Genomic DNA, 12,892 nt, shown 5'->3' with positions numbered 1-12,892 from the left:
ATCAGCCACACCCCCGGCCGGCCCCAGGACTGTCGGGCTCCGCAGCGTCCGGGGGTTGACCGGTGAAGTGCCGGGCCATCAAGGCCTGGCCCGCGCCGATCGCCAAGGCCACTGGCCAGTCGATCACCCCGAGCGCCGCGAGCCCGCCGACCACCCCGAAGAACGCGAGTTGGTCAGGGGGTGGTAATCCCACCCGACCGACGATAGGGAGGCGGAGCGAGAACTTCTCGGCCTTCTCGACCATCTTGGAAGCGTCTCGGTGCGAGGCCAGAAACGATCGCGCCATTGTCGACATGTTCGTGTCCTGTTCAGTCGCGCGACGCTGATTCGTCATGCTCATGGGTTTGCCTGGCTGTATGGGTGACTATCTGCGCGGCACCGGCCCTGATGCCCTCATCATGGTCGGTGTTCGCCTGCTGACGCCGCCGCTTCGCGAGATCTACGCTGTCCTCGTGAACGTCGGCGTTGTCGTCGTCGACGACTGAACCCACCTCGTCGCCGAAGGGATCGTCGTCGTCGACATGCGCACCGACGACGGTGCGGGCCATCTCCGATGCGCGCGCCAGCAATTCAGGGGCGAGCGCCGACATCGCTGCGGCCACAGCGGTGGCCAGCAGAGCCTGACCCCAGCCCAGCGGGTCAACAGGCGTACACCCGAACAGCTGGCTGAGTCCAGGCGTGCTGATCACCGCTGCCAGCACCGCGAATGACCCGACCGACGTCAACACAACCAGGTGGTCTTGGGAGTCGGCCAGGGTCTGCGCCAGCTGGGCGGACACCAAACCGATCAACGCTACGGTCGCAGCTCGGCGAGGCGCGATGGTGGCGCCGGCCATCAACCACGCAAGCGTGGCCGAGATGGTGGTGGCGGTGCCGCGAATCCCGATTGCGCGCCACAGCGCGGCCTCGTCACGCTCGACCTGCGCTGTGCCTGCCTGCGAGCTCACCGCCAGCGCCGCGGCGGGCAGTGCGTCGGTCAGCATGTTGACCAGCAACATCTGCCGGGCGTTCAGTACCGAACGTCCCGTCAGCAAGCTGGTGATCAGCGCGAAGAGCATTTCGCCGGCATTGCCACCGAGAAGCACCGAGACGGCGGACTGGACCCGGCGCCACAGCTGCTCACTTTCGTCGAGGGCGTCGAGTAGTGCCTCGATGCGTCCGTCGAGCAGGATCACGTCTGCGGCACTCCGGGCGGGATCACTACCGCGTGCCGCCACCCCGATGCCGACGCTGGCCGCCCGGATCGCTGCGGCATCGTTGGCGCCGTCGCCGACCATTGCGGTGACGATCCCGATCCGCTCGAGGGTCTGTACCACGTCGATCTTGTGTTGGGGCGACATCCGGGCGAACACATACCGGGACATGACCGCGTCGGCCTGCCCGTCGGCCGACAACGCCTCCCATTCGCTGCCGGTGAGCACCTGCTCCTCGGTGACGTCGAGACCGAGTTCGTTGGCGACGGCGGTTGCGGTGACCGGGTGATCCCCGGTGATCAGCCGGACCCCGATGCCGCGATCGTCCAGCTGCTTCAACAGGTCGCGGGCGCTGGCACGTGGAGTGTCGGCCAATCCGATCAGCCCGACGGGGGAGAGTTCAGCGCGACAGAACTCCTCCATGACGCTCGAATCGGCTGCGGCAGCAGCGATCTGGTCGGCGTCGAGTTCACGTTCGGCCACCGCCAGAACGCGCAGGCCGGCGGCGGCCATCTCACCGCTCGTGCGCACCAGCGGATCGCTACCAGCGGCCCCCGCCGAGCCCAGAACCTCCGGGGCACCTTTGATGATCAGTCGGTTGCCGACGAGAGCTGCGGCGAACGGGCGCCCCGACTGGAAGGGCAGAAACGCCTCGCGCGCGATTTCCGGCACTGGTTCGTCGCCGGCTTGCCGCCACGCGCCATCGTCTCTCGCGGTGAGGATCGCCGCGTCGGTGGCGTGGTCAGGACGGTGTCCGTCCCTGGCGAAGACAGTGCCTGCCGCCGCGTCCAGCACCTGCCCGGCCGTATAGCCGGGCGCCGAACGTACCGATTTCACCTGCAGCCGGTTTTCGCTGAGAGTGCCGGTCTTGTCGAAACACACCACACGGACACGGGCCAGCGCCTCGATCGAGTGCGGGTTGCGGATCAGCACCGACTCACCCGAGAGCTTGCGGGCGGCGGCCAGCTGAGCCAGGGTGGCCACCAATGGAAGGCCTTCGGGAACAGCGGCCACGGTCAGAGCCACGGCGCTTTCCACGGCCTCGCGTAGCGGGGTACCCCGCAGCACACTGAGCAGCCCGACGAGGCCGCCGCCCGCCATACTCCACGGCAACGCCCGCCCGGTGATCCGACTCAATTGGTGTTGAAGGCCGATCTCGCGCGACTTCGTCGGCGCCATCGCCAACGCCCGGCGCATCTCCGAATGCGAACCGACCGCCGTGACGACGCCAAGCGCTGATCCCGCAACAACCGTGCTGCCGGCAAAAAGCATGCAGCTGCGTTCCGCCAGCGGCGCACCCGGTGTCGGTTCCGTCTGCTTCGGCACCGGTAGTGATTCACCAGTCAGTGACGACTCGTCGACTTCGACGTTGGACGCTTCGATAAGCCGCGCATCGGCTGGGATCACTTCACCGGGCTGGACCTCGATGATGTCGCCGGGACGCAGACGCTCTGCGGCGACCTTTTCGTGGCGCCGGCTGTTCAGCGGTCCGACGCGCCGACGCGCCAATGGGTCCTGCACTGCCAGAAGACGACGAAGGACACGTTCCGCGTGCAGCTGTTGCTCGGCCGACAAGGCAGCGTTCCCCAACAACACGCCACCTACCAGCACCGCATCCAGGGGCGAGCCGAGCAGTGCGCTCGCCACTGCGCCCGTCACCAAGATCGGTGTGATCGGATCGGACAGGTCGGCACGCAGCTCCGACAGGAAATCCCGGGCCAGTCGCCATGATCCGGTCGTAGCGTCGCGCAACGTGCGAACCGGTGCCGCCGACGCGATGCGGCCGAGACCCGGATCGCCCGCGACTTGCTCGGGCGGTCGGGGCAGCAACCGCTGGACCTCAGACGGCGGCAGCGCATGCCAGTCGTGACCCGGTTCCGGGGAGGGCACCGCGGCGCGAAAGACTCCTCCCCCGGAGCTGAAGCCCGCCCAGAGCCCCGCGGCGACCCCGGCATTTATCGACGCCGGTCCGTGTCCGATCACACCGGGGATCAACATCAGCGCACCGAGCGCCGTGCTCTGCGCCGACAACCTGACGCCGCGGCTCGCGGCGGATCGCGCGGCCGGCAGCGCATGCAGCAGGCGCCAGGCCGCAACGAGATCGGGAACGAACACGTCGGCACCCCAGGGGGCCGGCTGGTGATCGCGCAGCACCCCGATGGTGATGTCGGCCTCGTGCGAAGCCGACATCTCCGGCGTGGTGAGCAGTGCAACCGTCGCACCGTCGGCCTTCAGGTCGGCCACCACCGCGGCCAACGCGGCATCGGTCGAACCGGAGACAGGGTGCAGAACGTCGAACGCCTGTGCCAGAGAACGTAATCCGTCGTCATCGATGGAGACCACCCGCGGCCGCGTCCGGCGGGCCTCGGTGACCAGCGCCAGCGCATACGGATCGCGGATCGGACTGATCAAGGCCTGGCCAGGCCCACCCTCGGGCGTGGTCGACAGCTTGTGCCAGCCAGGAGCGGCGCCCCCGTCAAGTACAGCGCGGGCAGCGTTCCATGCCTGCTCGCGGTGGGAGTTCGTAACCCCCCGGATGCGACTCACCATCAGCTCGTCGGTGTAGAGCGAACGCGGGTCGATGACGATCGCGTCGATCCGGTCGAGCGCCCGCAGCGCGCGCGGACGCAGAACCAGGGCGTCATGCCGAGCGGAAAGACCGCGACTCATCGCGCAGCCGAAGGCCTCCCGACTAGCCCGCAAGGGTTTCGGAACAGCCACCAGAGCGGCAGCGCCTGCGGTGTTGAGGTTCCGAGACCACCCGCCCAGCAGAGCGGCGGCTCCAAGGCCGGCCAGTCCCGCTCGATCGGCATAGCGTTCCGCAGGCCCGTCGGCCACTGTCGCGGATGCCGGTGCCACGACCGCGTCGTCGGCCATTACATCAGCGGCCAGTTCGGGTTCGTGTCGGCGCCAAGCCAGCCGCCCGTTCCACGCCTCGACGGCAAGCATCGCCCGCGTCGCAGCCTCGGCGGCCGCAGTCGTCGGGGACACCGTCAGCGCCGCCGTTGACGCTGACACCACGCCGAATAGCAAATCTGTGCCTTCGGGTCCGATACGTCGCTCGACATGACGGCGAAGTACTGGCGTGTAGTCCACCAATGTGGGCGCCACCGCGACCGCATCCGGCAGTCCCGGCAGCCGCAGCACTGTTCCTGTCAGTGACAGCCCCAGCCCAGCCGCGGCGCTCACCGCCGCCGCGGCACGGGCCACCAGAACGGCATCATCCCCCGGCAGGCTCGCCGGCACCGATCGTGCGCCTGGCTCCACGGTGCGGCGCTCGGCGTCGGCGACGATCCGGCAGAGCCCAGCCGTCGAGGGGCCCCCCGGGTCCACCGTCACCACAATGCGGCCGACGGATCGGTTCAGGAAAGCCGTCCGGACGCCGGAAGTCGAGCGCACCGATGCGAGCACATCTGCCTGTGTGGCCGCGGCGTTGCGCCCCGTCAAGCCGCGCACCTCCACCCAGTGCCGGTCGCCGTTGGCGCTGCTACGCCTCACGGGAGGCCCACCGATCGATTCGATGGCCATGCCGACCGCGGCGCGGGCCAACGCCTCCACATCAGGAGCGGCGCCGGCCAGTGACCTGCTCGCGCTGGCTACCGCACTACCGCCCAACAGGGCCGTGCCGCCTGCGGCCATCGCGACAGTCGCGGTCGCAGCCATCCGCGTGCCCGCCACGGCTGCGCGCAGCGGCGCGCCCAGTACGCGAAACCCATGAAGAGCTGGACCGATCATCCTGTCGACCCTACCCAGCGCGGCAGGGGACGCCCTGCCGCCAGGCAGAGGTGAGATTGATTGCAGGTGAACATCAGACGCGTCGGCGCTACGACGCCGCCACACACAGCAGCTGTGGCCCTCGCGAGGCGCCGATCCTGGGCACTCGTGCTACAGATTACGGATTCGATGACCGAACCATCGGAGAGGATCTCTTGCGTGGTCAGTGCCGTGGCCGATGCCGATCCTTCGCTGCTGGACTGGGACACCGTCGTTGAACAACTCGGCAGCGACCCCGACCGCGGGCTGAGCGTGCAGGAGGCCGCGCGACGACTCCGCGAGGTGGGCCCGAACGAGATCGCGACCGTGCCGCCTGTTCCTCGGTGGCGCAAGTTCGTCGAGCAGTTTCGCGACCCGCTGGTCTACCTGCTCTTCGCCGCGATCGGGATCTCCCTGATCGTGTGGGCGGTTGACGGAGCGCCGGGCTGGCCGATGGATGCCTCGGTGATTGCCGCCATCATCGTTGTCAACGCCGGCTTGGGGTACGTGCAACAGGCGCATGCCGAGCATGCGGTCGAGGCGCTCGCCCGGATGAGTGCAGCGACGGCGACGGTGGTTCGGGACGGCGTGCAGCAGCGGGTCCCCACCCGCGAATTGGTGCCCGGCGATCTGCTGGTGCTGGTGGAGGGTGACACCGTGGCGGCCGATGCCCGACTGCTGTCGGCTGCCACGCTGCAGGTGTCGGAGGCGCGTCTCACCGGCGAGAGCGAGCCCGTCATGAAGGATGCCCGGACACTGGCCGCGCCGGCCGCGCTCGGGGATCGGCTCGACATGGTGTTCAACGGCTCTGCGGTGAATCAGGGCGCCGGGCGGGCGGTGGTGACCGCCACCGCGATGGCGACCCAGATGGGTCAGATCGTCGTCCTGCTGCGGTCTGTGCATGAGGAACGCACGCCATTGCAGCGCGAAATCGCCAGGCTGGGAAGGATGCTGGGAATCGCGGTGCTCTCGATCGCCGTAGTGGTGATCGCCACCATCTTGCTCATGTCCGGCGTCCACACCATCAACAATGTGGTCACCGCCCTGCTGTTGGGCGTTTCGCTGGCGGTCGCTGCTGTGCCGGAGGGACTGCCCGCCATCATGTCGGTGGTGCTGGCGCTCGGGGTTCGGCGGATGTCCACCCAGAATGCGATCGTCAAGAAGCTCTCGTCGGTGGAGACGCTGGGGTCGGCGACGGTGGTCTGCTCCGACAAGACCGGAACCCTCACCACCGGGGAAATGACAATCGGAAGGATCGCCACACCGGTGGGTGAGGTGACGGTCACCGGTGCCGGATACCATCCCGCTGGGCGGATCGAGCGTGACGGTGTCGCACTCCCGGAGGGCAGCGATCTGTGGCGCCAAAGCGCGCTGGTGCTCGGCGGGGGCTGTCTCGCCAACGACGCCGCGCTGCAGGAGCAGGACGGTGAGTGGGCGGTACAGGGCGATCCGACCGACGCCGCCTTCCTGGTCGCCGAAATGAAAATCGGCACCGGGCACCGCCGGACCGAGCGGTTTCGCCGAATGGGTGAAATCCCTTTCACTTCCGAACGCAAGCTGATGTCGAGTCTCGAGTCGGACGCCCACCGCGACGGCAGGGTCACCGTCGTGACCAAGGGCGCTGCGGAAGTCGTGCTCAGCCGCTGCACGCACGTCCACGTCAGCCATCGAATCGAACCGCTCGATGCGGTCCAGAGGACGCAGATCATCGCCGACGTGGAACGCCTGTCCGGCGATGCCTTCCGCACCCTGGCGGTCGCATATCGGCTACTGGAGACTTCCACTCTCCCCGAGATCAACGAATCCCTCGAGCGGGAGATGGTCTACTGCGGCATGGTCGGAATCATCGACCCTCCCCGCCCGGAGGCGGCGGACGCCATCGCCCGGGCCCGACGCGCGGGGATCCGGGTCATGATGATCACCGGGGATCATCCCCGTACTGCAGCACGGATCGCCCGCGATCTCGGTATGACCGAGGAAGTCTCCGCGGTGTCCGGGCTCGAGCTTGCGTCGCTCGACGAGGAGCAGTTTCGCGAGACGGTGCGCCACCGCTCGGTGTACGCCAGAGTCACTCCGGCGGACAAGCAACGCATCGTCCACGCGCTGCATGCCGACCACCAGATCGTCGCCATGACGGGAGACGGCGTCAACGACGCCCCAGCCCTGAAATCCGCCGACATCGGCATCGCGATGGGACGCAGCGGGACGGAGGTCGCCAAGGAAGCCTCGACGATGATCCTTGCCGACGACAACTTCGCCACCATCGTCAAAGCCATTCGGGAAGGCCGCGGGATCTTCGCCAACATCAGGAAGTTCTTGCGCTACCTCCTTTCCTCCAACATCGGCGAAGTGCTGACCGTCTTTTTCGGCGTCGTGCTGGCTGGCGTGATCGGCCTCACTGACGTCGACGGCACGATCGCGCTGCCGCTACTCGCCACTCAGATCCTGTGGATCAATCTGCTCACCGATAGCGGCCCGGCGCTGGCGATGGGCGTCGACCCCGAGGCTGACGACATCATGAGCCGGCCCCCACGATCGACGTCGGAGCGCATTATCGACGGCCGGATGTGGGGTGGCTTCGTGCTGACCGGCGTGGTGATGGCGGTCGCCACGCTGCTCACCCTCGACCTCTACCTGCCTGGCGGTCTGATCGCCGGCGAGGAGTCGCTGGACAATGCCCGCACAGCCGGCTTTACCGTGCTGGTGCTCGCTCAGCTGTTCAACGCGCTGTGCGCTCGTTCCGAGACCGGCACGGCTTTCCACCGCTTCTTGGGTAATCGGTGGCTGTGGGTCGCGATCGGTGTCTCGGCGCTCCTGCAGTTGGCCGTCGTGCACCTGCCCTTTCTGCAACGCGCCTTTTCCACCGAGGCACTGTCCCCTATCCAATGGTTGGTCTGTCTGGTGATGGCCAGCACCGTGCTGTGGGCCAGCGAGATCCGCAAACTGATCCTGCGCTCTCTCGACACCAGGAAGGCCCGACGTCCGATGAGCAACTGCCCAGCTGACCAATGCCGAAAATCCCTTAGGGGACCCGACATTCGGTCGCTGATTGCGGAGTGATCACAAGATGCGCCGGCTTGGACTGGGCGTAGTACTTCATGCGTCGCGGCCACAGCGCCAGGTGGCTCAGCTCGACGACAGCGAACTGCGGTTGCAGATAGTAACGCCAGGCTATGCGCGCGAGCACGGGCAGCGGTGGAAAGCCTTGGTGCGCACGGGCGTGTCCGCGAACCAGTAGTCGGCCAGGGTCGGGTGCATCGTCGCCGCCCAGCAACACGGCCACCTGAGGGCAAGCGGACACATTGCGTATCGTCCACGAGGACGCCGCCGTGGTCGCGTAGATCCGGCCTTCATGCGGGACGCACCACAGTGGTACCGCGAACGGCATCCCGCTCGGTGATCGGGTGGCCAGGATCATGACCCGAGCTGTGGAGAGCTCGGCATCCAGATGAGGCGAGCTGCAGGGGTTCACGTCCTGATGGTCGACCGCGGTCAGCGAAGTCGGTCGTGGGTTCGGGTTCGGTGAGGGTGCGGGTGTGCGTCGAAGGGCGCCGTAGTCCCAGCCGACCACGCGCCGCGCTGTGACACGGTAGGACTGGTCACCGACAGCCGTTGCCGTCCCGCGGACCGTCAGCGATCGCAACCTGAACCATTGGGGACCGTCGTCGGCAACCGTCACGACATCGTGACCATCCAGATCCGGTGTGTCGTCCGGCACCTGCACCAGGCGAGGCGACGATGCCGGATCCCCAGGTTCGCCCACCGTCAAACGAATTGGCAGCAAGTGGATTTCGTCACCCAAAACGGCGGCCAATGCGGCCCGCGGCGGCGCAAAGGCCAAGTCGGCTACTGCGGACGCCTCGACCTCTCGAGTGATCACGGGGCCGCGCCCGGCCGTAGCCGGTCGCCGGCTGGATATCTGACACCGAGGTACCGAAGCCCCGCAGACCGCGTTCGTCGACGTCGTTCTCGCCCGGCACCGCACTGCCCACCTGACGAGGATGCGCTCGCAGGTCCGGGCCCGCAATGGCCATTGGTCCCAATGATGCGGGGCCGAGTCCGGCCGCCGACGGTGGGTCTTTGCGATGCCTCACCCGCAGGCACCGCGCTGTCGCCGGGCGAATTGGTCTGAGGTCTCAGAGCCGGTAGTCCGGCAGGTCGATGTTGTCGCGGACGCTGCCCGCGAACAGCTTGGCCAGCGGCCCGACGTCCATCATGTTCATCGCGAAGTTGCGGAACCACAGGCCGAACCGGGTCCTGGTGGCGAAGAACCCCAGCATCCGTTCGGCCCCGGCCTGCTTGCCGGCGATGAAGGGGCGCAGCCGGTCTTCGTAGCGGCCGAAGGCGAGCCGGTGATCGCCTTCAGCCCGCTGCAGCTCGCCGGCCAGCACGTAGGCCTCGGTCATCGCCAACCCGGTGCCTTCACCGCCGAGCAGTGAGATGCACCCGGCCGCGTCACCGATCACCAGCACCCGTCCCTGCGACCAGCGATCCATCTTGATCTGGCTGACCACGTCGAAGTACAGCTCGTCGACGGTGTCGACGGCGGCCAGGATCTGCTCGCACTCCCATCCGGCGTCGCCGAAAGTGTTGCGCAGCTGATCTTTCGGGGGCCGTCGGTCGTCGTGGCCGGCGCGCCACACGAACAGGAACATCGTGCGGTCACCGCGCAGCGCGAACCGCGCGACCTGACGGCCCGGGGTGTTGTAGGTGACGTAGACCAGCTCGTCGCGCGGCCGGTATCCGTCCACCACACAGGCCGCCACCTTGCAGCCCAGGTAGTGCTCGAACGCCTCGTCGGGACCGAACACCAACCGGCGGACGTTGGAGTGCAGCCCGTCGGCACCGATGACGAGGTCGAACTCATCAGGTGGCGCGTGCTCGAACGTGACCCCGACAGCGCCGGGTCGGTCGACGAGTGAGGTGATGCTGTCACCGAAGCGGGTGTCGATCTTGCCCTCGATGGTGTCGTAGATCGCGCCGGCCAGGTCGCCGCGGGGCAGGCTGGTGAAATCGGCACCGCTGATGTTGCGGAAGACCTCGGCATCCACGTCGGCCTTGGTGTTTCCGTTTGCCCCCACGGAGCGGATCGACTTGATGTCGTACCCGGCGGCCACGATCTGGTCCTCGAGACCCATCAGCCGGGCCACCCGGTAGCCGACACCCCAGAAGTCGATCATGTAGCCGCCGGTGCGGAATTGCGGCGCCTGCTCGATCAGCGTCGGGGTGTGGCCGGTGCGGTGCAGCCAGTGGGCGAGCGCCGCGCCCGCGACCCCGGCGCCGCTGATCGCGATCTTCATGCGCCGGCTCCGCTCAGTCGGCGGGCGAGGTCGGCGACGTCATCGGCGACGACCGTCGGCGCGGGGACGCCGGGCAGCGGCAGCGCGGCGTTGCCCGGGCGGGTGAGCAGCGCCGCGCTCATCCCGGCCGCCTGCGCGCCGATCAGATCCCACGGGTGCGCGGCCACCATCATGCAGGCCGAGGCCGGCACCCCCACGTCCTCGGCGACGGCGGTGTAGAGCTGCGGCGACGGTTTGTACATCCGCTGCGGGTCGACGCTGAACTGGTGTTCGAAGAAGTCGCCGAGACCCGCGGTGTGCAGCGGGGTGCGCCCGTCCGGGGGCGCGGGTGAGTTGGTCAGCGTGACCAGCCGGTAGCCGTGGTCACGTAACGCGGTCAGCCCGTCGGCGACGTCCGGATGTGCCGGCATGGTCTGCATCCCGGCGGCGAAATCGCGCAGGTCGTCGTCACCGACGTCGACGCGGTGCACCTCGGCTGTCATCTGCAGCACCGCACGGCCCAGGGTGGCGAAATCGGTGTAGCGACCCGACAGCGTGAGCGCCATCGAATACATCACCAGCTGTCCGAACCACTCCCGCAGCACCCGGGCATCCCCGAAGATGCGCTCGAAGTGCGGTTGCAGCGACTCGATGTCGATGAGGGTTTCGTTGACGTCGAAGACCAGCACGGCCGGCTCTGGCTCGGACATGTTCTCCCTTCCGTGACAACTCCGTGACGACGCCACCTCACCGTACGACCGGCGGCCGAACCGACCCCAGCGGTCGCGGGAACGATGCCATGAAAATAGGGTGGAACCGCGGTGTGGGTGCGGCGGTTGCCTGTCCCCCGCTCTGCGGGGAACGGCGCGGCAACGCCTTCGCCCGGCGTGCGCAGTCCTCAGAACGACGGAACAGCGCACGCATCGGCGTCTTCGGATGCGTGCGGAAGCCAACGTCAAAGAAAGGTCGCATGACTTCCACGAGCACCCGAGACAATGCCGAACTACGGATGCACGAGCAGGACTACGGTCAGGATCCGCTGGCCGACCGCAACACCGATCTCTACCGCGGCGAATACGTGATGAGCTTCGTCGAGAAATGGGACGAGCTGATCGACTGGGACGCCAGGGCTCAGTCCGAGGGCCGGTTCTTCATCGACGTGCTGCGCGCCCGCGACAAGAACAGCGTGCTGGACGTCGCCACCGGAACGGGATTCCATTCGGTCCGGCTCACCGGCGCCGGATTCAACGTGACCAGTGCCGACGGCTCGGCCGCGATGCTGGCCAAAGCCTTCGAGAACGGCAAGAAGCGCGGGCTGATCCTCAAGAGCGTCCAGGCCGACTGGCGCGAGCTCAACAAGAGCATCCAGGGCAAGTACGACGCCATCATCTGCCTGGGCAACTCCTTCACCCATCTTCACGAGGAGCAGGACCGCCGCCGCGCACTCGCCGAGTTCTACGCTGCGCTGCGCCACGACGGCATCCTGATCCTGGACCAGCGCAACTACGACGAGATGCTCGACCACGGCTTCACGTCGAAACACAAGTACTACTACTGCGGGGACCAGGTCTCCGCCGAACCAGAACACGTCGACGAGGGACTGGCGCGGTTCAAGTACACGTTCCCCGACGGCGCCGAGTACACGCTGAACATGTTCCCGCTGCGGAAGAACTACGTGCGGCGCCTGATCCGGGAGGCCGGCTTCGAACGGGTCCGCACCTACGGCGACTTCCAGGAGACCTACCAGGAGAACGAACCCGACTTCTTCGTCCATGTGGCGGAGAAGTCGGTGGAGACCGGACCCACGGCCACCGATGAGGCCGAGGCCTACTACGACAGCGACGACGCGGACAATTTCTACTCGCTGATCTGGGGCGGCGAGGACATCCACGTCGGGTGCTACGAGGACACCCACGACATCGGTGCGGCCGGGGTCGCGACCGTCGACCGGATGGCGGGCACGCTGTCCGGGCTCGACGCCTCCAGCGCGGTCGTCGACCTGGGCGCCGGGTACGGCGGCTCGGCCCGCCGGCTGGCCACCGCGCACGGCTGCACCGTGACCTGCGTCAACATCTCCGAGACGCAGAACGACGCCAACCGGGCCAAGAACCGCAAGGCCGGACTGGATCGCCAGGTCAGCGTCATCCACGGCAGCTTCGACGACGTTCCGATGCCGAGCGGGAGCGTCGACGTCGTCTGGTCCCAGGACGCCTTCCTGCACGCGCCCGACCGGCGCAAGGTGATCGACGAGGCGTTCCGGCTGCTCAAGCCGGGCGGCGAACTGGTCTTCACCGATCCGATGCAGGCCGACGACGTGCCCGACGGGGTGCTGCAACCGGTCTACGACCGGCTCAACCTGCGTGACCTGGGGTCCATGCGGTTCTACCGCGAGGCCGCCCAGGACGTCGGCTTCGAAGTGCTCGACCAGGTCGACCTGGTCGACAACCTGCGCACCCACTACGACCGGGTCCGCGAAGAACTGGAGTCCCGGCGCGCCGAGCTGCAGCAGCGGTCGTCGGCGGCCTACCTCGACAAAATGGTTGTCGGGCTCCGCAATTGGGTGGATGCCGCCGACCACGGATATCTCGCGTGGGGGATCCAGCGGTTCCGTAAGCCGGCCTGAACCGGCCCGTCGAGTCGGCCGCCGCGCTGTCGCGGTGGCCGGTT

General features: G+C 67.6%; 7 protein-coding genes. 2 read left to right on the top strand and 5 right to left on the bottom strand.

Annotated features, from left to right (window positions below):
- Position 1: 1 nt before the first annotated feature.
- A complete protein-coding gene (locus G6N53_RS09150) occupies positions 2–286 on the bottom strand; it encodes a hypothetical protein (protein WP_237166466.1) in 285 nt (94 codons plus the stop codon).
- A 22-nt stretch (positions 287–308) separates the two neighbouring features.
- Positions 309–4,928 carry a cation-translocating P-type ATPase gene (locus tag G6N53_RS09145; RefSeq protein ID WP_163888191.1) on the bottom strand — a complete coding sequence of 1,540 codons (4,620 nt, stop codon included), beginning with the start codon at positions 4,926–4,928 and terminating at the stop codon, positions 309–311.
- A 198-nt stretch (positions 4,929–5,126) separates the two neighbouring features.
- On the opposite strand from G6N53_RS09145, the gene G6N53_RS09140 reads away from it, so the two are divergent.
- Positions 5,127–8,006, top strand: a complete 2,880-nt coding sequence (locus tag G6N53_RS09140) for a cation-translocating P-type ATPase (protein ID WP_237166465.1) — start codon at positions 5,127–5,129, stop codon at positions 8,004–8,006.
- On the opposite strand, the gene G6N53_RS09135 is transcribed toward G6N53_RS09140, so the two are convergent.
- The 3 genes from G6N53_RS09135 to G6N53_RS09125 all read right to left on the bottom strand — a co-directional run bounded on the left by G6N53_RS09135 (position 7,969) and on the right by G6N53_RS09125 (position 10,935).
- Complete coding sequence (locus G6N53_RS09135) at positions 7,969–8,670, bottom strand: pyridoxamine 5'-phosphate oxidase family protein (RefSeq protein ID WP_163888189.1); 702 nt, start codon at positions 8,668–8,670, stop codon at positions 7,969–7,971. The two genes, G6N53_RS09140 and G6N53_RS09135, sit on opposite strands and share 38 nt — an antisense overlap.
- 412 nt (positions 8,671–9,082) lie before the next feature.
- Positions 9,083–10,246, bottom strand: a complete 1,164-nt coding sequence (locus G6N53_RS09130) for an FAD-binding domain (protein ID WP_163888188.1) — start codon at positions 10,244–10,246, stop codon at positions 9,083–9,085.
- Positions 10,243–10,935, bottom strand: coding sequence for a haloacid dehalogenase type II (locus G6N53_RS09125; protein ID WP_163888187.1), 693 nt, complete (start codon positions 10,933–10,935; stop codon positions 10,243–10,245). Before G6N53_RS09125 ends, G6N53_RS09130 begins: the two co-directional genes overlap by 4 nt.
- A gap of 260 nt (positions 10,936–11,195) precedes the next feature.
- On the opposite strand from G6N53_RS09125, the gene G6N53_RS30735 reads away from it, so the two are divergent.
- Entirely contained in the window at positions 11,196–12,848 is a 1,653-nt protein-coding gene (locus G6N53_RS30735; RefSeq protein WP_163888186.1) for a glycine/sarcosine N-methyltransferase, read from the top strand.
- The last annotated feature ends 44 nt before the right edge of the window (positions 12,849–12,892 follow it).

Origin of the sequence: Mycolicibacterium hippocampi (assembly GCF_010723735.1) — a bacterium.
In the GTDB taxonomy this organism is placed as follows: Bacteria; Actinomycetota; Actinomycetes; order Mycobacteriales; family Mycobacteriaceae; genus Mycobacterium; species Mycobacterium hippocampi.
This window is presented reverse-complemented; position numbering and strand designations above follow the sequence as displayed.

Coding starts and splice junctions, on each gene's coding strand:
- G6N53_RS30735 (WP_163888186.1), top strand. CDS start 11,196: ATGACTTCCACGAGCACCCGAGACAATGCCGAACTACGGATGCACGAG.
- G6N53_RS09150 (WP_237166466.1), bottom strand. CDS start 286: ATGGCGCGATCGTTTCTGGCCTCGCACCGAGACGCTTCCAAGATGGTC.
- G6N53_RS09130 (WP_163888188.1), bottom strand. CDS start 10,246: ATGAAGATCGCGATCAGCGGCGCCGGGGTCGCGGGCGCGGCGCTCGCC.
- G6N53_RS09145 (WP_163888191.1), bottom strand. CDS start 4,928: ATGATCGGTCCAGCTCTTCATGGGTTTCGCGTACTGGGCGCGCCGCTG.
- G6N53_RS09125 (WP_163888187.1), bottom strand. CDS start 10,935: ATGTCCGAGCCAGAGCCGGCCGTGCTGGTCTTCGACGTCAACGAAACC.